Source organism: Embleya sp. NPDC056575 (assembly GCF_042793325.1).
Taxonomy (GTDB): Bacteria; Actinomycetota; Actinomycetes; order Streptomycetales; family Streptomycetaceae; genus Embleya.
In genome coordinates, this window is sequence record NZ_JBHTVA010000048.1 from 46,699 (window position 1) to 67,509 (window position 20,811).

Genomic DNA, 20,811 nt, shown 5'->3' on the forward strand with positions numbered 1-20,811 from the left:
GGGCTACACCCCGGCCGGGGTGGGCGTGGAGCTCCCCGGGGACGGTCGGCCCACCGGTTCCGGCGGATCGAGCGTAACGGCTTCCACCGACGCGCTCGCGCACTTTCGCCGGCTCGCGGCCAGAGCCACCGTGATCGTGAGCAGCGCGGCCAGCCCGGCGAGAGTGTACGCGTCGGCCAGCACCAGTTCCCACCCGGCCAGGCGCAGTTCGCGGCCGTCGCGGTAGGGCACCTGCCAGATCAGCCCGGTCGGCACCGGCACCGGCAGCTCCACCCGGCGTCCCGGCACCGCGGCGGTGAGCGCGACCAGGGCGAGCGCGGCGAGCCCGGCCCCGATCCGGAACGGACCCGCCCGCCGGGCGGCGTCGACCAGGAGCACACCGCCGGGCACGATCCACACCCAGTGGTGGGTCCACGAGATCGGCGACACGAGCAGTCCGGTCAGCGCGGCGACGCACAGTCCGGCCAGGTCGCGGCGCGGGTCGTCGGGTCGGCCGCGGCCGATCACCGCGGCCAGGGCGAGGCCGCCGACGCCGACCGCGCCCGCGATCGCGAACCACAGCGGCCCCGGCGGGGTCGCCTCGTGGGTGAGGCGGATCAGTATCCCGCGCAGCGACTGGTTGCCCGGGACCTGGACCGGGCCGACCCGGGTGTCGTCGAGGAACAGGCCGCCCCAGTAGCGCAGCGACTCGCGCGGCAGCACGGCGAAGGCGACGAACAGCCCGGTCCCGAGCGCGAGGACGGCGTTGCGCCCCTCGCGCGTGCGGCCGGTCAGGAACAGGTAGGGGATCAGGATCGCCGGGGTGAGCTTGAGCCCGGCCGCCAGGCCCACCCCGCAGCCGCGCAGCCGGGCGTCGGGCGCCCGGGAGAGGTCGGCCAGGATCACCGCCAGCAGGAGCAGGTTGATCTGGCCGAACCGCAGCGTCTCCTGGACGGGTTCGCTCCACAGCAGCACGGCGGCGGTGATCGCCGCCGCGGGCAGTCGGCGCGGGCGGCGCACGCCGACCATGCCCCAGGCGAGGTGCGCGGTCAGGGTGAGCAGCGCCAGGTTGCCCGCGACCGACACCCAGCGCAGCACACCCCACGGCAACCAGGCCAGCGGGGTGAACAGCAGCGCGGCGCACGGAGTGTAGGTGAACGGCAGGTGGGCCATCCCGACGGACATCGAGTAGAGCCGCCCCCGACCGTCCAGGATGGCCCGCCCGCCGGCCTGGTAGACCCGCAGGTCGCCGAGCCACCACATGGTCGCCGGTCGGGTCAGCGCGAGCACGACGTAGGCGGTGACCGACCCCGCGATCAGGGCCGCGGCCAACACCGGGAGACGTCCGAGGAAGCGCTGGGAGCGACGTGACGTCTCGGGCATGCACCTGATCGTGCCACCGCCGACGCCCGTTTGCTCCGCACTACTCCGTGCGTGTCACAGTGTTGTGTTCATCGGATGTTCCGGGCCGTTCCGGGCCTTTCCACACCGATCCGGCCCGTTGCACCGCCTACGTCGAATTCTCGACCTACTTGTCCGAAGGCTTGTCCTCGGGCTTGTCGGCCGGCTTGTCCGCCTGCCTGCTCTCCTGCGCCCGGGCCCGCGAGCGGCCCACCTCGGCGTAGAAGCGCAGCACGTCGAGGTCGTCGACCGAGCCGGGGTTGACCGCGTCCTCCAGGGCGCGCCCCTGGAGCAGCTTCTTCACCGGGATCTCGATCCGCTTCCCGGTGAGGGTGTGCGGCACGCCCGGCGCGGCGATGATCTCGTCCGGGACGTGCCGGGGCGAGACCTCCTCGCGGATCACCGCGCGGATCCGGGCCTGGAGCGCCTCGTCGAGCGTGTGGCCGGGCGCGGGGACCACGAACAGCGGCATCCAGTAGCCGCCGTCGGGCAGCTCCAGGCCCACCACCAGCGACTCGCGCACCTCGGGGAGGCGTTCGACGGCCTCGTAGATGTCGCTCGACCCCATCCGCACGCCCTGCCGGTTCAGCGTCGAGTCGGAGCGGCCGTGCACCACGACCGTGCCGCGCTCGGTGAGCGTGATCCAGTCGCCGTGCCGCCACACGCCCGGGTAGGTGTCGAAGTAGCTGGCCCGGTAGCGCACGTCGTCGGGGTCGTTCCAGAAGTGGATCGGCATCGAGGGCATCGGCTGGGTGATCACCAGCTCGCCGACCTCGTCGACCACCGGCCGGCCCTGCTCGTCCCACGCCTCGACCGCGCAGCCCAGGGCCCGGCACTGGATCTCGCCGAGATACACCGGCAGGTCCGGGCTGCCGCCGACGAAGGCGCTGCACACGTCGGTGCCGCCGCTGACCGAGGCCAGCCACATGTCGGCGCCCACCGCGTCGTAGACCCAGCGGAAGCCGTCGGGCGGGAGCGGCGAGCCGGTGGTGCCCAGCGCCCGCACCCGGCTCAGGTCGTGCGAGGCGCGCGGGGTCAGCCCCTTCTTGCGGCAGGCCATCACGTAGGCGGCGGAGGTGCCGAACCAGGTCACCCCGGCCCGCTCCGCCACGGTCCACTGGGCCTCGGGGCCCGGGTAGCCGGGGCTGCCGTCGTAGAGCACGATCGTGCTGCCCGCGAGCAGGCCGCCGACCAGCATGTTCCACATCATCCAGCCGGTGGAGGTGTACCAGAAGAAGCGGTCGTTCGGGCCCAGGTCGAGCTGGAACGCGGCCTCCTTGAGGTGTTCGAGCACGATCCCGCCGTGGCCCTGGACGATCGCCTTGGGCAGGCCGGTGGTGCCGGACGAGTACAGGATCCACAGCGGGTGGTCGAAGCCGACCGACTCGAAGTCGAGCCCTTCGGCGGGCAGGTCGCGCCCGATCACCTCGGCCCAGGGCAGCACGCCCTCGGGCGTCGGCTCGTCGAGCAGCGGTACATGCAACACGTGTCGCACGGTCGGCAGGCCCTCGCGCAGTTCGGCGACCACGTCGGCGCGGCGGACCTCCTTGCCGCCGTAGCGGTAGCCGTCCACCGCGAGCAGCACCACCGGCTCGATCTGCTGGAACCGGTCGAGCACGCTGCGCGCGCCGAAGTCGGGCGCGCAGGCCGACCACACCGCGCCGATCGAGGCGCAGGCGAGCAGCCCGACCACCGCGTGCGGGGTGTTCGGCACGTAGGCCGCGACCCGGTCGCCGGGGCGCACGCCCAACTCGCGCAGGGTGGCCGCACAGGAGGCCACCTGGCGGCGCAACTCGGCCCAGGAGATCTCGCGCGGGGTCAACTCCTCGTCCAGGTGGACGATCGCGGGGCGCTCCGGGTCGCCGTCCTCGGTGTGCCGCAGCGCCTGCCGGGCGTAGTTCAGCCGGGCGTTCGGGAACCAGCGGGCACCGGGCATGGTCCGGTCCGCCAGCACCACCTCACGATCGCCCAGGTCGAGGTCGAACCAGTCGCACAGCGAGGCCCAGAACGCCTCGGGTTCGGTGGTCGACCATTCCCACAATCGGGCGTAGTCCTCGGCGTGGACGCCGCGTTCGGCGGCGAGCCACGCGCGATAGCGGGTGATCGCCGCGGCGGCGACCCGCTCGGCCGACGGTTGCCACAGCAACTCGGCCCGCTCGCTCGATTCCGTCATCTTTGTTGCCCCCTCCACGCGGTATGCCCCCCGACCCTGCCATCTCGCGCCCGTGCGCGCATCCCCCGGGCGAGTCGGAAAGGATCTTCGTGCGGACTCTGGACGCGGCGGAGCGAACGCGGGATGTTACCGACGGGAAACAAGTCCGGCGGCACATCCGGCGAAGGAGGCCCCGCATGCCCACCCCACACCCCACCGTCAGCGACCGCGGCACCGACCGCGAACGTGTCGCGCAACGGCTGCTGGCCGCGTCCCACGCGCACGCGTTCGACCCGATCACCGACGTCGACTGGGACGCCCCACTGGTCGACGGCGCCTACTTCCTGCCCGCGCATCGGGTCACTTTGTACGGCACGCCGCTGTGGGAGCGGATGAGCGAGCGGCAGCGCGTCGACCTGTCCCGGCACGAGGTCGCCTCGATGGCCGGTGTCGGCATCTGGTTCGAAGTCGTGCTGATGCAACTGCTCATCCGGCACGTCTACGACCGGCCGCTGACCTCGCGACACGTGCAGTACGCGTTCATGGAGATCGCCGAGGAGTGCCGGCACTCGACCATGTTCGGCCGATTGATCGACAAGCTGGAGTGCCCGGAGTACGGACCCGGCCCGTACGCGCACATGGCGGCGCGGGCGATGAAGACGTTCGGCTCGGGCGTGCAGGCCTTCGCGATGGCGCTGATCGCCGAGGAGGTCCTGGACACGATGCAGCGCGAGATGATGGCCGACGAGTCGCTGCAGCCGATCACCCGGCGAACCGCCCGGATCCACGTGGTCGAGGAGGCCCGGCACGTGCGCTACGCGCGCGACGAGGTGGTTCGGGGCGCGCCGCACCTGTCCCGGGCGGAGCGGGCGATCACCCGGCTCGCGCTGGCCCGGGCCGCGCACATCATCGCCACCCGTCTGGTGCACCCCGGGGTGTACGAGGCGGTGGGTCTGGATCCGGCCGAGGCGTATCGCACCGCGCGGGCCAATCCGCACCGGCTGGACACGCTCGCCCACTGGTCGCGGCGGCTGATCGCCTTCTACGACGAGCAGGGCCTGCTCGGCGGGCCGGGCCTGCGGCTGTGGCGGGCGTCGGGCCTGATGGGACACCCGATACCGGCCCCGGCACGCCGGCGGGTGTGACCGTAAATACCCCCGGTCGGGTTGGCGCGCGGAACTGACGATCCGTCAGACTGTGGTCCGTACACACATCGGACGAGACGGCCAGACGAGTTGGAGGGCCCCGTGACGAAGGACCACAAGCCCGTGGTCCCCGGTTGGTTCACCACGTCCGGGGAGGATTTCTCCCTCCTCGGCACCCGGTGTACCGCCTGTGGGACCGTGTTCTTCCCGCGCCGGGAGACGTTCTGCGGCAACCCGGCGTGCTCCGGCACCGAGTTCGCCGAGATACCGCTGTCCAAGCGCGGCACCGTGTGGTCCTACACGAACGCCGGCTACCGCCCGCCGGCGCCGTTCGTGTCCGATCCGGACGTCGAATGGCAGCCGTACACCATCGTCGCGGTGCGCCTGGAGGCCGAGGGCCTGATCGTGCTCGGCCAGGGCGCGCCCGGAGTGGGCGTGGACGACCTGAAGGTCGGCGACCCGGTGGAGATCGTGCCCGGCGTGCTGTACGAGGACGACGAGTACGTGCACACCACGTGGAACGTACGGCCGGTGGAGGTTCGGGCATGAGCAACGACCGCGAGATCGTCGTCCTGGGCGCGGGCATGCACCCGTGGGGCAAGTGGGGCCGCAACTTCGTCGAGTACGGCGTCAAGGCCGCCCAGGACGCGCTGAAGGACGCCGGACTGGCGTGGCAGGACATCCAGTTCGTGGCGGGCGCGGACACCATCCGCAACGGCTACCCGGGCTTCGTCGCCGGCGCCACCTTCGCCCAGGCGCTGGGCTGGACCGGTGCGCGCATCTCCAGCTCGTACGCGGCCTGTGCCTCCGGCTCGCACGCCATCGCGAGCGCTCGCGCGCAGATCCTCGCCGGCCTGTGCGACGTGGCCCTCGTGGTCGGCGCCGACGCGGCCCCCAAGGGCTTCTTCGCGCCGGTCGGCGGGGACCGTCCCGACGACCCCGACTGGGTGCGCTTCCACCTGCTCGGCGCCACCAACCCGGCCTACTTCGGGATGTACGCCCGGCGTCGGATCGACCTGTACGGCGCCTCGGTCGAGGACTTCGCCCGGGTCAAGGTCAAGAACGCGCGCAACGGCCTGGGCAACCCGAACGCGCGCTACCGCAAGGCGTTCACCGCCGAGGACGTGGCCGCCTCGCCGATCGTGTGCGACCCGCTGCGGCTGATGGACATCTGCGCCACCTCCGACGGCGCGGCGGCCGTGGTGCTGTGCAGCAAGGAGTTCGCCGCCCGGCACACCACCGATCCGGTGCGCGTCTCGGCGGTCTCCACGGTCACCCCGACCTTCCCGAGCGCGCTGATCGAGCTGCCCGACATCGCGACCGACTCGTCGGCGGCGGTCGCCCCGCAGGAGTTGTCCTTCCGCGCCTCGCTCGCGCACGCCGCGTACGAGGAGGCCGGCATCGGGCCCGAGGACCTGAGCCTGGCCGAGGTCTACGACCTGTCCACCGCCCTGGAGTTGGACTGGATCGAGGACCTGGGCATCTGTGCGCGCGGCGAGGCGGAGAAGCTGCTGCGCGACGGCGCGACGGAGATCGGCGGCCGGATCCCGGTCAACGCCTCCGGCGGCCTGGCCTCGTTCGGCGAGGCGGTGCCCGCGCAGGCCATCGCCCAGGTCTGCGAGTTGACCTGGCAGCTGCGCGGCGAGGCCGGCGCTCGCCAGGTGGCGGGCGCGCGGGTGGGGATCACCGCCAACCAGGGCCTGTTCGGGCACGGTTCGTCGATCGTGCTCACCCGCTAGGGTCCGCGCGGCGACAGAGCGACAAGTCACCGAAACGATCCCGGAGTCCCGGCCGCGCCACGGCCCGGGCCGGCTCCGGGGTCGTTTCCGTTGTACGGAGGTGTGCATGGGTATTCCGGACGGCATCGGCGTGGTCGACCTGCTGATGGGTCTGCCGAATCGGGACCGGCGCTGGTGGGCGACCGCGATGGCGGGCACCCTGCGGGACGAGGACAGCCGGACCGGGATGACCCACCCGGCCGGCTACATGTTCAAGGACCTGCCCGAGCTGGAGCGCACCGATTCCTCGGCCGAGGATCTGCTGCGCGAGATGGACCGGTTCGGCGTGGAGAAGGCGCTGATCCCGGTCTCGTTCGAGGACCCGGACACGCTCGACGCGGTGCGCCGGCACCCGGATCGGCTGCTCGGCAGCTTCCAGGTGGATCCGACCGAGGTGATGGCGGGCGTGCGCGGGTTGCGCCGGGCACGCGAGGAGGCGGGCGTCCTGGCCGCGACCTTCTTCCCGTGCGGCTGCACACCTCCGGTGCCGATCGACGACCGGCTGGCGTATCCGCTCTACGCGACCTGTGTGGAGCTGGGCCTGCCGGTGTTCGTGAACGCGGGCATCCCCGGGCCCCGGGTGCCGGCCGCCGCGCAGGAGGTGATGCGCTTCGACCGGGTCTGCTACGACTTCCCCGAACTGACCGTCGTGCTGCGCCACGGCGGCGAGCCGTGGTGCGATGCGGCGGTCAAGCTGATGCTCAAGTGGCCGGGCCTGCACTGGTCCTCGTCGGCGTTCGCGCCCAAGCACTACCCGCGCGCGATCGTCGACTACGCGAACACGCGCGGGGCGGACAAGGTCATGTACGCGGGCTACTTCCCGTACGGGCTGACCCTGGAGCGGATCTTCGCCGAGTTGCCCGGGGTCGGCTTCAAGGACGAGGTGTGGCCGAAGTTCCTGCGGACCAACGCCCTGCGGGTGCTCGGGCTGTGATCGGCGGGCCGGCACTCAGCCGGCCGTCGGGGCCAGGGCCAGTGCCGCCTCGATCGGGTCGGCGCCGGGGCGAGGGTCGATGACGGCCAGGACCGGGACGGTGACGCCCGCCGCGACGTAGCGGGCGATCCGCGCCCGGCACTCGGCCGGTTCGCCGTGCACGATCAGGTCGTCGAGCACCGTGTCCGGCACCAGGTCGAGGGCGCGCTTGCGGTCGCCCTCGGCCCACGCCTCCCACATCGGCGCCAACTGCTCCTCGCGCCCGAGCCATCGGTGGAAGTCGGCGTAGACCGGGACGGTGAGGTAGGCGGTGATCATCCGTCGGCCGATCGCCCGCGCGGTGTCCCGGTCCCCTGTCGGCACGACGAAGATCCGCGCGACGATCTCCTTGTCCGGGCCGCCCTCGCGCACGTACGGCGCCACACGCTCGACGTCCTTCGCGGAGAGCCAGTTCAGGATCGCGCCGTCGGCCTCCCGGCCGGCGAGCCGCAACATGCCCGGGCGCAGCGCGGCGACCAGGATCGGCGGTGGGCTGTGCGGCGGCCGGGACAGCCGGAAGCCGCGCACCGCGAAGGTCTCGTACTCCTCGGTGACCTTCTCCCCCGCGAACGCCGCGCGCAGGAACCGTACGGTGTCCCGCACCCGCTGGTAGGGCCGGTCGAACTCGGCCCCGTTCCAGCCCTCGACGATCGGCGCGGAGCCGGCGCCCAGGCCCAGGTGGAAGCGGCCGGGGGCCACCTCGGCGAGCGCCGCCGCGCTCATCGCCAGAGTGGCCGGGCCGCGCGTGTACGGCGAGACGATCGCGGTGCCCAGGCGCACGTCCGGGTCGGCGAGGGCCGCCACGGCGAGCGGGGTGAAGCCGTCCGAGCCGTCCACCTCGGCCGACCAGACGTCGGTGTAGCCGGCCCTCCGCAACTCGCGGATCAGGCGGGGGTGTTCGGTGAGCGGGGCGTCGAGCGGAACGGTGATCCCGAAGCGGGCCTGATCCATGCGTGCTCCTCCGCGTACTCCCGAAGACGGTCGTGGTGGTCGATCAGGACTACCACAGCGCGGGCGTGCGCACGACGCGCCGCTCAGGCTTCGCGCGCGTCGGCGGCCGGGCGGTCGGGCGGGAGGCGGACGAACAGCGTGCCGACGCCCGCGCTCGCGAACAGGGCCGCCATTACACCCCATCCGACGCCGCCCACCGCCTGGAGCAGTCCGGTGATCAGGATCGGGCCGAGCACGTTGCGCCCGACCGAGCGGCCCATGCCGAACGCGGCCAGGTATTCGGCCCGGCGGTCGTCCGGCGCGACGGCGTAGGACAACGTCCAGGCGGCCGACACCGCGATCACCTCGCCGCAGGACAGCAGCAGCACGCCGATCGGGAACACCACGGCGGCGGGGGCTCGTTCGGCCGACCACAGCAGCACGCACGCCGCCGCGAGCAGCGCGCCGGCCGCCACCTGGCAGCGCCGCGCGGCGCGGACCGACATCGCGAGCCGGGCGGCCGGCATCTGGCACACCACGCCGAAGACGGTGTTGACCGCGTACAGCGCGCCCAGCCAGGACGCGGACAACCCGCCGCGGGTGGTCAGCCACAGCGGGATGCCCAGATTGAGCACCGGCAGCCACAGTTGGAGCAGCGTGTCGATCGAGGCCAACCCCCACACCCGCCGATCGCGTAGCGCGCCCCACCCGGACACCCGCGTCACCGCGCCCCGGGCCGGCGGCGCCGGAATGGTCGCGAGCAGTGCGGCCACCAGGACGAACGCGGCGGCGCCCACGAGCACGACCGCGCGAAACGCCGCCGCGTCGTCCAGGCCGATGGTCAGGCCGCCGAGCGGGGCACCGAGGCTGATCCCGAGGTTGGCCACCGTGCGGTAGGCGGCCAGGGTGCGCACCCGGTCGGCGCCGTCGGCGAGTTCGGCCACGAACGCCTGGGTGAGCGCGGACACGCTCTGGTCGGCCGTGGTGACCACGGCGACCGCGGCGAGGAAGCCCCACCACTCGCCGACGACCGCGTAGCCGGCGGTGCCGGCCGCGCGGGCCAGGTGCAGGGCGACCAGGGTGTTGCGTACCCCCACGAGGTCGGCGAGCCGGCCGATCGGCACCGCCGTACCGAGCGCGATCAGTCCGGCCAGCCCGAGACCCAGGCCCACGCCGCCGGTGGACAGGCCGACGATCCGGGTGAAGTAGACGGCGGAGAACGCGACGAACAACCCCACGCCCAGGTAGTCGACCAGCCCCACCGCGAGCAACCGCCGAACCGGACGCCGAACCCGGACGTCGGCGCCGCCCCCCGCGACCTCGACGTCGGTCGTGCCCTGCCCGACTTCATGTCCGGGCACACTATTCTGTGTCATGGACACAGTATTTTGGACCCGAGGACACAATCGCGCCATGACCGATCCCGCCGAAGCCGTCGGCTACACCCTCGCCGCCAATCTGCGCGCCGCGCGGCAGGCCCGGGGCTGGCGGCTGGACGAACTCGCCGGCCGCTCCGGGGTGAGCCGCAACATGCTCCAGCAGATCGAGACCTGCCGGACCAACCCGAGCATCGCCACCCTGGCCCGGATCTCGGCCACCCTCGGCATCCCGATCGGGCGGCTGGTCGAGCCGCCCGAGGAACTGGGCCACGTGGCCCGCCGCGACGACGCGCCGACCCGCCCCGGCGGCCGGGAGAGCGTGTTCCGCCTGCTGATCAACGACACCACCGCGCCGTTCACCGAGCTGTGGGAACTGCGCCTGGCGGCACACGACGAGGTGTCCGCCGACGCGCACCCGACCGGTACGCGCGAGCTTTTGCACGTGCACGAGGGCACGGTGACCGTCGAGGTGGGCGGCGCGACGTTCACCGTCGGCCCCGGCGACGCGCTGCGGATGCGCGGCGATCGGCCGCACGTATACCGCAACACCCGCGCCGAGCCGGTCCGGCTGACCATGACCGTGGTCTACGCGGGTGTGCCCGACCCCCGCTACCGGGAGGTCGGCGCCGCCGCCTCCCGGGGCGCCGTGGCCTGGTAGCCCGCGAACAGCGGCACGTAGCCGGTGGGATCCGTCACCACACACGCGAACGGTCGGTCGAAGCACACCGAGCGCGGCTTGGGCGTCCAGCTCACGGGGGTGAGCGTGACGGCGCTCACCGCCGCCGCCTCCACGCCCTCCTCGGTGACCCGCAGCAGCGACTCCTGGACCATCGCGTCGATCCGCACCGGCTCGTCGCACGCCCAGCGAAAGTCCGCGGCGTCGCCCAGCGGCGCCGTCACGCCCAGCGCCCGCAGTCGGGGCACCACGTCGAGCCGGGTGCGCAGCTCGAAGCGCGGCACGGCCACCTCCACCGCCGCGCCCTCGTACGGCTTCCCCGTCTCGCGCGGCGCCCACCCGGCCGTGATCGCCGACGCGGGCGGGGCCTGCGGCGGGCCGAGCGCGAAGCGCACCCGAGCGGGCCGCTCCCCCGCGCACGGCAGTTCCACCACGGTGACCTCGCCGTCACGGCCGTCGATGGTCCACACGTCGGCGGCGGGCACCTCCCGGTGCATCATCGGGACCGCCGCCCGGGTGCCGTCGGCGGCGTGGAACGGCCGATCGCGCGTGCGCGCGGGATCGAACCCGTCCCGCCAGCGGGCGCGCAGCGCGAGCGCGCCGACCACGAGCAGCCGCGTCGCCTCGAGGATCCGCACGGGTATCCGCTCGATCAGCCCATCCGTGGCCCGCGCCACCCATCGGTCCAGCGCGGCCGGATCCACCGGCGACCCGAATTCGACCTCCGCCAGCGCGGCCCGGAACTCCGCCCGCAGCGGCGCCGCGCTCCACACCCCGGTGGCCACCGCGAGCGCCTCGATCCCGGCCAGCTCCCGCGCCACCGCGTCCACCGCGGGCGCCGCCTCGGGCCAGGCGAGACCGACCACGTCGGCCAACTCCTCGGCGGTGTCCCCGTCCGCGCCGACGGCCGGCACCGCGAGCGCCAGCCACAGGCCGGTCGGCGAGCACACCACGTCGCCACCGGCCGCCCGCACGCCGGCGTCGCTCAGCATCGCGTCGAGCAGGCGCGAGGCCAGCTCCCGTACGGCGCCCGCGTGTTCGCGCAGAGCCGGTTCCATCCGATCACCCTTGTCGTCGCCGCGTCGTCGCTGCCCGGAGGTGTTCGCTGTCCCCCGGCCGAGGAGATGTATGCCTCCCGACCGTAGTGTCGTGCGTCATGGACGACTTCGGCGGGGACGTGGAGCTGCGCAGACTCATCGACCGTCAGGCGATCCGCGACGTGGTGTCGCGGTACTGCCGGGGCATCGACCGGATGGACCTCGACGCCGTCCGCGCGTGCTACCACCCCGACGCCACCGACGAACACGGCGCCTTCACCGGGACGGTGGACGAATACCTCGCGTGGATCGGGCGATTGCTCCCCCGATACACCTCGACCATGCATCTGATGGGCAACCATCTGGTGGACTTCCGCGACGACACGCCCGATCTCGCCCGTTCGGAGACCTACGGGATCGCCTTCCACCGCAGCGCCGACCCGGCGCCGCGGGGCAACCTGACCACCGGCTTCCGCTACATCGACGACTTCGCCCGGCGCGACGGCGTGTGGCGGATCGCCCGCCGGGTGGCCACCACCGAGTGGGTCCGGGTCGACGACGCGGCCGGGCAGTGGCCGGTGCCCGAGGGGTTGCGCACGGGTCGACGCGATCGCACCGACGCGGTGTACGCGCCGTTCCCCGCCGACCCGGGCCCGTCGGCCTGATCGGCCTCAGCCGATCGGCTCCGCCACCTCCACCGCCCCGACCGGCTCCACCGCCTCCATCTGCTCCACCGGCTTGCGGAACACCCGGGTCGCGTGGATCTCGCCGACGATCTGCGGCGCGTCCGGCTCCTGCGGCACCGGCAGCCCGGGCCGCAGGTGCTCCTCGACCGAGATGTACTTCAGCCCCGCCCGCAGGTCGGCGTCGTTGCGCAGCCGCACCACCAGCGGGAACTCGGCCAGCGCCGTGGTGTCGAACAGCCCCGTGGTGTACACCAGTTGCACCCCGAGCGCATCCGCCACCGCGCGCTGGAGCTCCAGCAGATACGACGCGTTGGCCCGCCCGATCGGGTTGTCCAGGAACAACGTCCCGGCGTGCCGGTGCCGGGCCCGGCCGCGGTCGTTGCTGCGCAGCGCCGCCATCGTGCAGTAGAGCGCGATCGCGGCGGTCAGCAGCTGGCCGCCGGAGAACACGTCGCCCATCTGCCCCACCGGCACCCGTTCGGCCCGCAACACCGAGTCCGGCTTCAGGATCTCCACCCGCACCCCGCGCGGGCGAAGCGCCGCGTGCACCCCGCGCAGCAGCAGCGTCATCCCGTCCCGCCGCACCCCGCCGACCGTGCCGTCGCGACCGCGCCGAATCGTCCGGGTCGCCTCGTCGACCACCTCGCCCAGCGCCTCGACCAGGGCCGCCGCGTCCGGCTCGTCGAAGCGGATCCGCAGGAACTCCTGCCCGGACCACTCGCCCAGCTCCTCCGGCAGCCGGGACAACCGCTGCGCGGCGCGCAGCGTGGTCAGCGCGGCCTCGACCATCCCACGCATCCGGTCCACGATGCTGTCCCGGTTGCGTTCGATCTGGCGCAGCTCGTCGGTGAGCACCCGCAGGCGCGGCGCGAACGCCGCCGACCAGGCGGGCGCGTGCTCGGCGAGCGCGGCCGGCGGCAGTTCCCGGATCTGCTGCCGAGCGGGCATCCGGACCTGCTCGAACCGGGTCGCGCCCGCGTGCCGCACCAGCGTCTCGGTGCGCTCGCGGACCTGGGCCTCGGCGGCGGACAGGTCGGCCGCCGCGGCCCGCAGCGCGCGCCGGCACGTGGTCGCCGCGTCCCGCGCGTCGGCGACCGGACCCGCGAACGGCGTCGCGGTCGGCTGCTCCGGGTCCACCGGCACCGCCGGCAGCGTGTCCGTGAGGGAGCCCGCCACCTCGCCGAACGCTCCGGCCGCGTGCTCCGCGTCGGTGTGCTCGCGCACCAGGCGCCCGTGCGTCTCGCGGGCCGACGCGACCTCCTCGGTCCGCGTCGCGTGTTCGGCACCGGCGGCCCGCAACAACTCGTGCGCGTGTGCGCCGTCGCGGGGCCGCTGCTCCTCGGGCAGGTCCAGGTGATGCTCGTGGCCTTCGGCGGGCGCGTGCCGCTCCACCTCGCCGCGCAGTCGCCCGAGCAGTTCGCTGGCCGCGTCGGCGCGCCCCTCCAGGGTGCGTACGTGGTCCTCGGCGCGACCGGCGGCGGCCAGACGCGAGGGGCCGTCGGAGCCGTCGAATCCGTCGAGGAGTTCGGCCGCCTGTCGGCGCACCTTGGCGGTGAGCCGGTCCAGGGTGCCCTGCGCGGCCGACTCCTCGCTCTCCGCGCGGGCCTGCTCGGCCCGCAGGTCGGCGCCCACGCCCACCTTCTCGTACAGCGCGCGGGCGGTGCGGTACGCCTCGCGCAGCGCGGGCAACGACGCCCGCGCGGCGGCCTCGTCGGCCGCCTCGTCGGCGACCTGTTCCTCGGACGCGCCGGTGATCTCGGCGCGTTCCTCGCGCAGCGCGCGGGCGGTGCGGCGCGCGTCGTCGGCCGAGCGCTGCGCCTGCCGGCGGTCCTCGTCGGCGGTGCGGGCCAGCAGCCGGTCCGCCTCGGCGCCGGCCTCGTGTTCGGTGGTCTCCTGCTCCAGCTCGCGGATCCGGCGCGCCCACCCGGCCCGCTCGCGCAGCCGGAAGGCGAGCCCGGCCAGCGCGTCGGCGCGGCGGCGCGCGGTCTGCGCGGCGTCCATCCGCCGATCGCGCCGATCCACCGCCTGCGCCCGGTCCTGCTCCGCGGTCACCGCGGCGATCTCGGCGGCCTCCCCCGCGGCCTGCGCGGCGGCCAGCTCGACCCGCGCGTCGGCGACCGCCTCGAACAGTTCGTCGAGCCGGCCCGCCGGGCACGCCGCCCGCCACGTCGCGAGGCGTCCGGCCAGCGCCCGATCGGCCTCCAGGCGCGCGGCCCGCTCGCGGATCGCCTCCTGCCGCTCGCCCGCCCGCCGGCGCAGCGCGTCCCGCTCGGTGTCGGCGGCCCGCTCGTCGTGCATCGCCGGGTTCGGCGGCACCAGGAACGTGTCCGCCCGCTCCTCGCCCGGCTCCAACAGCGCCTGCGGGGTGCCCACCGCCACCGCCGAGCGCGGCAGCAGCGCGGCCTCGGCCAGCACGTCCCGGGCCCGGTCCATCGCGTTGTGCATGGTGACGATCACGCCGTCGACCAGCTGCGGGCGGGCCGCGAGCACCGCGGCGTGCCGCTCGGCGGGCACCGACTGGGCCAGGTAGCGCCAACCCGGCAGGGCCGGAATGCCGTGCTCGCCCAGGAGTTCGACCGCGGCCAGCACGTCGGGGCCGGCGGGCAGCAGGCCGCCGTCGCCCAGCGCGGCCAGGATCCGCGAGTCGTCGGCGGCGCCGGTGCGCAGGTGGAACAGGGTGCGCTCGCCGTCGCCGACCGCCTCGGCGAGCAGTTCGCGCAGCACGTCGGCGGCCCGGTCGAAGGTGCGCGCGGCCTGCTCGCCGATCGCCGTTTCGGCGTCGGGGCCCAGCAGTTCTCGCACCCTCGGCTCGGCGGCCAGCGCCGTCGCGTTCTCGTGCACGGCGGTCAGGTCGGCCTCGGCCACGCCCAGCCGGTCCGCCGCCCGGGCCGCGGCCAACTCGGCCCGGCCGCGCGCGGATTCGGCCTCGCGCACCCGCGCCGCCGCCTGTTCGGCCGCCGCCCGGGCCTCGGTCCACGCGGCGGAGGCGGTCTGCTCCTCGTCCGAGGCGCGCGCTGCGGACTCGGCCGGGTCGCCGTCGTCGTCGATCCAGCCCGCCTCGACCGCGAGATCGAGTTCGGCGCCCACCTCCACGAGACGGCCGCGCAGATGCGCCGCCTCGCTGCGGGTGCGCTGCGCCTCGGTGGCGGCGGTGGTGGCGGCCCGCTGCGCCCGCTCGCCCCGCTCCTGGAGTTCGGCCGCGCGCCGCTCCTCGGTGTCCGCCCGGCCCTCCGCCCCGGCGGCGGCCGCGTGCAGCGCGCGTACCAGCGCCGAGGCGGCGTCCTGACGGGCGGCGAGGGCCGGTGCGGCGTCCCGCTCGGCGGCCCGGATCGCCACGTCCACCCGCTCGGCCCGGTCCACCGCGGCCCGGTGCCGCAACACCGCCTCGGTGGCCAGCCAGGCCGCGTGCAGCCCGCGCGCGTCGCCGAGTTCGCGCTTGATCCGGGCGGCGTCCTTCTCCGCGGCGGTCAGCCGCATGCCCGCGTGCCGGTGGGTGATCTCGGCGGTGACGAGCGCGGCGTGTGCCCGGGCCCGCTCGGCGGCGTCCACGGCCGCGGCGGAGTCGGCCACCCGTCGGGCCAGTTCGGCCGCCCGCTCGCGCTCCCGTTCGGCCCGGGCGCCCAGTTCGCGGCCGAGGCCGCGCGCGGCGTCCTCGGCGTTGCGGTGCACCGCGCGTACCCGGGTGCGCCGCGAGGCGGCCTCGCCGACCGCGTCCAGGAGTTCCACCGCGCCCTCGACGAAGTCCCGCTCGGCGGTCAGTTCGGCGCGCTGGGCGAGCTTGACCGCGAACCCGTCGACCAGGTCGGCGAGTCCGTCGGTGTCGGCCGGGTCGGAGACCGCGCGAAGGAGCAGGTCGACGAAGTCCGCGTCGTTCTTGACCGCGAACAGGCCCGCCGCCTCGCCCTCGTCGGCGTTCATCTCGCGCTGGTAGCGGAACAGTTCCGGGTCCAGGCCCAACAGGTTCAGGTGCTCGATCCAGCGGTCGTGGATCTCCTCCCAGACCACGTCCACGTCCGGGTAGACCTTGTGCAGCTCGGTCATCGCGTCGCGGAAGCCGCGCATGGTCCGCCGCCGCCCGCCGACCTGCACCGGCAGCCCGTCCAGGGTGAGCCCGGGCCCGGGTCGGAAGGAGTACCAGCTCTCCGCGAACTTGCGCGGGTCGGAGGAGACCTGTCGGCCGCGCCACTCGCTGACCTTGCCGACCACGACCGTCTCGCCGGTGAGCACGTGCTGCCATTCGAGCGCGACGTGCCCGCAGTCGTCGGCGAGCAGGAACTTGCGCAGCACACCCGAGCTGGCCCCGCCGAGGGTGTTGCGGTGTCCGGGCAACATCACCGAGAAGATCAGCTTGAGCAGGACCGACTTGCCGCCGCCGTTCTCCAGGAACAACACACCCGCAGGCGCGGGTCGGCGCGGCGGCCCGACCGGCTCGCCCTCGAACAACTGTGCCTGCCTGGGCGCCGGGTCGGGCACGGGCGCACCCACCCCGCGCAGGTCGAGCACGGTGTCGGCGTAACGCGCACCGGCGGGCCCGATGGAGAACAGGCGGACCCGGGACAGCTCGTACATCGGCGGTCAAATCTCTCTGGTCGAAGCACAGGACGGAACAGGTCGAACAAACGGGGCCGAACGCGTCGCGCGCCACCCGAACAACGCGCGGGCGGGCGGACGAACGGGCGGGCGGGCGGGCGGCGCGAGGCGCCCGGCGCGGCACGCGCGGACGATCGGGACCCGGGCCGCGCCGCTCGCCGCCGCCCCGGCACGCGGTCAGACGCCGTGGAAGGGCAACCCGGCCCCCGGCACCAGTTCGCCGTCGACCGCGGCGGCCAGCAGGCTCGGGCTGCCGTCGGTGACCGCCACCACGCCCAGCTCCAGCAGCTCCGACATCGCCGCCGAGCCGGCCGTGTCGCGAACCTGGAGCTGGTAGCGCGCCGTGGTGCGGTAGGTGCCGCCGCCGTCGTCGGAGACCCGCTGCAGGAAGCCGGAGTCGACCAGGAACGCCACCGCCTTGGCCACGATGCCCACGGTGGAGGCGGCGAGCCGGCGGGCGTCCTTGGTCGCGCCGGTGGCGCTGCGTCTGGCGTAGACCCGCCAGGCCGCCTCCAGGCTCGGCCCGTCCACCTCGGGGTCGCTGGTCTCGCCGCGCAGTTCGGCGCGTTCCTCCAGGCGCCGGCAGGCCTGGCGGACGAAGGCGTCCACACCGTGCACGCTGAGCCGGCCCACGTAGGCGTCGTCGGCCAGGTCTTCCGGGCGGGGGAAGGCCATCGCGGCCACCGCCAGGTGGGCCAGGCCGTGCAGGAAGCGGTCGGCCGACTCGGTACCGGCCCGGCGCGCGTAGTCGCCCATCCGGACCGCGAACACCGAGTCCTCACCGGCGGTCACTGCCATCCCGGCGCGCGACGACACCTCCAGGACGACCAGGCCCAGACCCGCCGCGACGGCCGCGGCGAGCGCCGCGAAGCGCGGATCCTCGCGGTGTCGGCGGATCAGGTCGGCGTATTCCGCGTCGCGCGCCGGCAGCAGTTTGGGCTGGAGGCCGAAGGCGACCAGGCGGGCCGCGTCGCCGACGTCGGCGGAGGTGATCGGGGCGGCGTCGGCCGCCGTGTCGTGGGTCATCCGGGGGTGGGCCCTTCCGGCTCGGGTCGCGCGCCGGTCAGAACCGCCGTGCCGATGATCAGGTCGGCGCCGCCGACCTCGGGGTCGTCGAGTTCGGTGCCGTCGTCGACGGCCACGAGCAGGGTGCGATCGCCCTGGCGCAGCGCGGTGCCCACCGGCGGCGAGGCCGCGTGGAACGCGAGCAGCGCGACCAGGTAGCCGAGGTCGGGATCGGCCTCGCGGGCCTCGGCGAGCAGCCCGGACAACCGGCGCGGGGCCTCCGGCGGGATGTCCAGGAGCAGCGCCGCCGCGTCGTGCTGACGCTCGCTGTACCGGCTGTCGTCGGGGGTGAGCGACACGTCGGGCTCGGGCAGTTCGGCGCCGAGGTGGTCGCGCGGCGCGGGCGGGGTGAGCAACATCTCGGTCAGATCGTGCAGGCGCACCGCGACGGGGGTGCGCGGGCCGGTGCCGGCGGCGAAGAACCGGTCGGTCACCCGGCGCGCGTCGCCGACGGGCAACTCCAGGAGCGGGCGCAGCAGTTGCCCGTACAGGTCGAGCCCGGTGCGGGTGCTCGGCGCGGCGAACGCCTGCCGGTCCTGCTCGGCCCGGAACAGCGGTCCGGCCTCCATCAGCCGGGTCTGCAACTGGGTGTGCCGGCGGATGCAGTCCTGCACGATGTCGACCAGCTCGGCCGCGCCGCGCTTGCGCTCGCTCTCCTCGGCCTCGTCCCGGGCCCGGCGGATGTTGATCAGGATCGCGTTCTCGTGCCGGTAGCGGTCCGCGACGTGGTCGAACGCCTCGTCGATCAGGTCCGGCACGGCCTGGAGCCAGTCGACGGCGCGCACGTTGCGCCGGGTCGCGTCCAGCGCGCGGCGCAGCGATTCGGCGTACTGCACGGTGCGGTAGCGGGCCTGCTCGGCGGCGAACCTGGCCTCGGCGAGCCGGCCTCGCCGGATCAGGTGGTCGAGTTTGACGTCGGCGGCGATCTGCGCGCTGGTCACGTCGGTGTCGAGGGCGCCGACCAGGACGTTGATCGCCTCGTCGGTGGCGCGCAGGAAGATGTGCCCGTCGGGGCCGGGGACCTCTTCGAGGAGTTTGAAGTCGTAGTCGCGCCGGATGTATTCACCCTCACGGGTCCACATGCCGTAGACGGCGCGAAAGCCCCGGTCGACGCTGCCGACGTTGATCAGGTTCTCCAGGACCCAGCGGGCGACGCGCTCGTATTCGGCCGGGTCGCGCCCGGGGGCCTGGGCGGCCACGCGCGGGCGCAGCCGGCTCACGATCTCGTCGTGGTCGGCGCCGGTGTCGAAGTCCATCGTGACCGTGACCAGGTCGATCGCGGCGAGGCCGAGTTCGGCCATCGCGTAGACGGTGTACTCGCCCGCCAGGTTGGCCTTGCGCGCCTCCAGGTCGTGCAACGGCGCGGTGCAGGCGAGGGCCTTGAGGCGGCGGGCCAGGCCCTCCTCGGTCACCCCGGAGCGGGGGTGCGCCGCGCCCGGGGGCAGCGCCGGGCCGGCGGGCGGCGGCAGCTCCCCGGGCCGGACGGCTGGGGCGGAAACGGTCATGGGAGTAGAGCCTAGGACGTTCGGCCGACAGCTTCGGCGCCCGCCCACCCCGGATGGGGCCGAACGGGGGCGGGGTCGGCCGCGGGCCGGCTACATCTCGCTCACATCTCGCTCAGCCTGGCCTTGGCGGCGGTGCGCACCTCGGCGTGTTCGGCCGGGTCGCCCGCGAGCCGGCGCAGTCGCGTCACGGCCTCGGGGCGGCGCGCGTCCACGTGGCGCGCGGCGATCAGTCGGGTGTCGGCCTGGCAGTCCCAGAGGGCTTCCACGGCGGTCTCGGCGGCGAAGGAGGGCTCTATCCGGGCGAGGGTCTCCACGGCGCAGGCGCGCAGTCCGGCGGAGGCGGCGTCGCGGTAGACGTCGCGGATCAGGTCGAGCGCGTCGACGAGGGCGAGGCGCCCTATGCCGGTGACGAGGTCGCGCAGCCGGAAGTGGTCGGCCTGGTCGGCGTCCGCCGCGCCGGCCGGGGGCACCGCGGCCACCCTGGCGCGCAGCGCGTGCAGCAGGATCGGTCCGTCGGCGGGTTCCCCGGCGCCGGCCAGTATCCGCACGGCCACCTCGCCGAGCAGGTCCTCGCGAGCGGCCCAGGTGCGGGCCCGGGCGACCGCGGCGGGGGTGCGCAGGCCGCCGATGGCGTGTGCGGCGGCGAGCCGCACCCCGGTGGGCGCGTCGGGCGCGAGCGCGCCCTCGGCCAGGTCGAGCAGCGCGCCGTCGCCCTGTTCGCCGAGGTAGCGCAGCGCGGCGGCTCTGGCGCCGTCGGGTCCGGCCCAGGCGGCGGCCAGGATCGCGCCGCGGTGCTCCGGCCCGGCGACGGCGGCGAGCCGTCGGCCGCAGGCGAGCGCCTGGCGTGGGCCGTCGGCGGCCTCGGCGAGCACCTGGTCGACGGTCTGCGCGGGCGCGGTCGGCGGTGTGCCGGTACGCACCGAGCGGGTCAACTCCCAACGCCACCAGTCCAGGTCGACCTGTTCGACGACGGCGCGCACCCGCTCGTCCTCGGCCGCCCAGATCCGCCACGGGCGCATGCCGGTGGAGCGCTTGACGCAGTCGTAGAGTTCGTCGTCCTCGCCGCGCTCCAGCACGACGTCGAGCATGCCGGTCAGCGCCGCGTCCTGTCCGATGGCGGCGAGCCGGTCCAGCGCCTCCGGCCAGTCGCGGCCCTCCTCGACGTAGGCGCGCAGCAACTCGGTCGCGTCGGTGCGGCCGAGGCGGGCGAGCGTGCCGAGGACGGCGAGCGGGAGCGCGGTGCGGTCCGCGTCCTCGTCGGTCCAGTCCTCCTCGCACAACAGATGTCGGGCGAGGCCGTCGAGGCCGGCGTCGAGGTCCGCGTACAGGCGCGCGTAATAGAGCGAGCGGGACTCGGTGGCCGGAACGGCACGGGGATCGCGGACCACGCAACCGTCGAGCGCGTCGAGCACGGCGACGCGGTCGGCGACGAGGGCCCGCCGGGCGCCCTGTCCGTGGCCGCTGCGAAGCAGGCCGAGGAGGGCGTCATGCGAGGTGATGACCGGATCGAACATG

The 20,811-nt window shown here is 74.4% G+C and carries 15 protein-coding genes; 6 read left to right on the forward strand and 9 right to left on the reverse strand.

What is annotated here, in order from left to right; translation table 11 throughout:
• Window positions 1–3 precede the first annotated feature (3 nt).
• On the reverse strand, window positions 4–1,362 hold the full coding sequence (locus ACFRCG_RS32025) for a glycosyltransferase 87 family protein (protein ID WP_380037880.1): 1,359 nt from the start codon (window positions 1,360–1,362) through the stop codon (window positions 4–6).
• Window positions 1,363–1,507: 145 nt separating this feature from the next.
• Complete coding sequence (locus ACFRCG_RS32030) at window positions 1,508–3,553, reverse strand: acetoacetate--CoA ligase (protein ID WP_380037882.1); 2,046 nt, start codon at window positions 3,551–3,553, stop codon at window positions 1,508–1,510.
• A gap of 176 nt (window positions 3,554–3,729) precedes the next feature.
• On the opposite strand from ACFRCG_RS32030, the gene ACFRCG_RS32035 reads away from it, so the two are divergent.
• The 4 genes from ACFRCG_RS32035 to ACFRCG_RS32050 all read left to right on the forward strand — a co-directional run bounded on the left by ACFRCG_RS32035 (window position 3,730) and on the right by ACFRCG_RS32050 (window position 7,389).
• Window positions 3,730–4,677: a diiron oxygenase gene (locus tag ACFRCG_RS32035; protein ID WP_380037884.1), complete on the forward strand. Its 948-nt coding sequence runs from the start codon at window positions 3,730–3,732 to the stop codon at window positions 4,675–4,677.
• A gap of 102 nt (window positions 4,678–4,779) precedes the next feature.
• Complete coding sequence (locus ACFRCG_RS32040) at window positions 4,780–5,226, forward strand: Zn-ribbon domain-containing OB-fold protein (protein ID WP_380037886.1); 447 nt, start codon at window positions 4,780–4,782, stop codon at window positions 5,224–5,226.
• Complete coding sequence (locus ACFRCG_RS32045; RefSeq protein ID WP_380037888.1) at window positions 5,223–6,416, forward strand: lipid-transfer protein; 1,194 nt, start codon at window positions 5,223–5,225, stop codon at window positions 6,414–6,416. Before ACFRCG_RS32040 ends, ACFRCG_RS32045 begins: the two co-directional genes overlap by 4 nt.
• Before the next feature lie 106 nt (window positions 6,417–6,522).
• Window positions 6,523–7,389 carry an amidohydrolase family protein gene (locus ACFRCG_RS32050; protein ID WP_380037890.1) on the forward strand — a complete coding sequence of 289 codons (867 nt, stop codon included), beginning with the start codon at window positions 6,523–6,525 and terminating at the stop codon, window positions 7,387–7,389.
• Between the two features lie 15 nt (window positions 7,390–7,404).
• On the opposite strand, the gene ACFRCG_RS32055 is transcribed toward ACFRCG_RS32050, so the two are convergent.
• Together ACFRCG_RS32055 and ACFRCG_RS32060 are read right to left on the reverse strand one after the other, a co-directional pair.
• Entirely contained in the window at window positions 7,405–8,379 is a 975-nt protein-coding gene (locus tag ACFRCG_RS32055; protein ID WP_380037892.1) for an LLM class F420-dependent oxidoreductase, read from the reverse strand.
• A gap of 83 nt (window positions 8,380–8,462) precedes the next feature.
• Window positions 8,463–9,734, reverse strand: a complete 1,272-nt coding sequence (locus ACFRCG_RS32060) for an MFS transporter (protein ID WP_380037894.1) — start codon at window positions 9,732–9,734, stop codon at window positions 8,463–8,465.
• A 37-nt stretch (window positions 9,735–9,771) separates the two neighbouring features.
• Between ACFRCG_RS32060 and ACFRCG_RS32065 the strand changes: the two genes are divergently transcribed.
• Window positions 9,772–10,395, forward strand: coding sequence for a helix-turn-helix domain-containing protein (locus tag ACFRCG_RS32065; protein ID WP_380037896.1), 624 nt, complete (start codon window positions 9,772–9,774; stop codon window positions 10,393–10,395).
• On the opposite strand, the gene ACFRCG_RS32070 is transcribed toward ACFRCG_RS32065, so the two are convergent.
• Window positions 10,347–11,471, reverse strand: a complete 1,125-nt coding sequence (locus ACFRCG_RS32070) for a serpin family protein (protein ID WP_380037898.1) — start codon at window positions 11,469–11,471, stop codon at window positions 10,347–10,349. The genes ACFRCG_RS32065 and ACFRCG_RS32070 overlap by 49 nt on opposite strands.
• A 98-nt stretch (window positions 11,472–11,569) precedes the next feature.
• Here ACFRCG_RS32070 and ACFRCG_RS32075 point away from each other — a divergent pair, with 98 nt between their 5' ends.
• Window positions 11,570–12,115 (forward strand): nuclear transport factor 2 family protein, encoded by a 546-nt coding sequence (locus ACFRCG_RS32075; protein WP_380037900.1) that lies wholly within the window; start codon window positions 11,570–11,572, stop codon window positions 12,113–12,115.
• 6 nt (window positions 12,116–12,121) lie between these two features.
• Here ACFRCG_RS32075 and ACFRCG_RS32080 read toward each other — a convergent pair whose 3' ends face one another.
• The 4 genes from ACFRCG_RS32080 to ACFRCG_RS32095 all read right to left on the reverse strand — a co-directional run bounded on the left by ACFRCG_RS32080 (window position 12,122) and on the right by ACFRCG_RS32095 (window position 20,810).
• Window positions 12,122–16,705 carry a hypothetical protein gene (locus ACFRCG_RS32080; RefSeq protein ID WP_380037902.1) on the reverse strand — a complete coding sequence of 1,528 codons (4,584 nt, stop codon included), beginning with the start codon at window positions 16,703–16,705 and terminating at the stop codon, window positions 12,122–12,124.
• Window positions 16,706–16,903: 198 nt separating this feature from the next.
• Window positions 16,904–17,752, reverse strand: coding sequence for a hypothetical protein (locus tag ACFRCG_RS32085; RefSeq protein ID WP_380037904.1), 849 nt, complete (start codon window positions 17,750–17,752; stop codon window positions 16,904–16,906).
• Window positions 17,749–19,296, reverse strand: coding sequence for a hypothetical protein (locus ACFRCG_RS32090; protein ID WP_380037906.1), 1,548 nt, complete (start codon window positions 19,294–19,296; stop codon window positions 17,749–17,751). The genes ACFRCG_RS32085 and ACFRCG_RS32090 overlap by 4 nt, the downstream gene beginning before the upstream one ends.
• Before the next feature lie 101 nt (window positions 19,297–19,397).
• Window positions 19,398–20,810 carry a HEAT repeat domain-containing protein gene (locus ACFRCG_RS32095; RefSeq protein ID WP_380037908.1) on the reverse strand — a complete coding sequence of 471 codons (1,413 nt, stop codon included), beginning with the start codon at window positions 20,808–20,810 and terminating at the stop codon, window positions 19,398–19,400.
• Between the last annotated feature and the right edge of the window lies 1 nt (window position 20,811).

Excerpts from the sequence above, each read along its gene's own strand:
- ACFRCG_RS32030 (WP_380037882.1), bottom strand. The coding sequence starts at position 3,553 with ATGACGGAATCGAGCGAGCGGGCCGAGTTGCTGTGGCAACCGTCGGCC.
- ACFRCG_RS32055 (WP_380037892.1), bottom strand. The coding sequence starts at position 8,379 with ATGGATCAGGCCCGCTTCGGGATCACCGTTCCGCTCGACGCCCCGCTC.
- ACFRCG_RS32060 (WP_380037894.1), bottom strand. The coding sequence starts at position 9,734 with ATGACACAGAATAGTGTGCCCGGACATGAAGTCGGGCAGGGCACGACC.
- ACFRCG_RS32085 (WP_380037904.1), bottom strand. The coding sequence starts at position 17,752 with ATGACCCACGACACGGCGGCCGACGCCGCCCCGATCACCTCCGCCGAC.
- ACFRCG_RS32065 (WP_380037896.1), top strand. The coding sequence starts at position 9,772 with ATGACCGATCCCGCCGAAGCCGTCGGCTACACCCTCGCCGCCAATCTG.
- ACFRCG_RS32070 (WP_380037898.1), bottom strand. The coding sequence starts at position 11,471 with ATGGAACCGGCTCTGCGCGAACACGCGGGCGCCGTACGGGAGCTGGCC.
- ACFRCG_RS32075 (WP_380037900.1), top strand. The coding sequence starts at position 11,570 with ATGGACGACTTCGGCGGGGACGTGGAGCTGCGCAGACTCATCGACCGT.
- ACFRCG_RS32090 (WP_380037906.1), bottom strand. The coding sequence starts at position 19,296 with ATGACCGTTTCCGCCCCAGCCGTCCGGCCCGGGGAGCTGCCGCCGCCC.
- ACFRCG_RS32025 (WP_380037880.1), bottom strand. The coding sequence starts at position 1,362 with ATGCCCGAGACGTCACGTCGCTCCCAGCGCTTCCTCGGACGTCTCCCG.
- ACFRCG_RS32080 (WP_380037902.1), bottom strand. The coding sequence starts at position 16,705 with ATGTACGAGCTGTCCCGGGTCCGCCTGTTCTCCATCGGGCCCGCCGGT.
- ACFRCG_RS32050 (WP_380037890.1), top strand. The coding sequence starts at position 6,523 with ATGGGTATTCCGGACGGCATCGGCGTGGTCGACCTGCTGATGGGTCTG.
- ACFRCG_RS32035 (WP_380037884.1), top strand. The coding sequence starts at position 3,730 with ATGCCCACCCCACACCCCACCGTCAGCGACCGCGGCACCGACCGCGAA.
- ACFRCG_RS32045 (WP_380037888.1), top strand. The coding sequence starts at position 5,223 with ATGAGCAACGACCGCGAGATCGTCGTCCTGGGCGCGGGCATGCACCCG.
- ACFRCG_RS32095 (WP_380037908.1), bottom strand. The coding sequence starts at position 20,810 with ATGTTCGATCCGGTCATCACCTCGCATGACGCCCTCCTCGGCCTGCTT.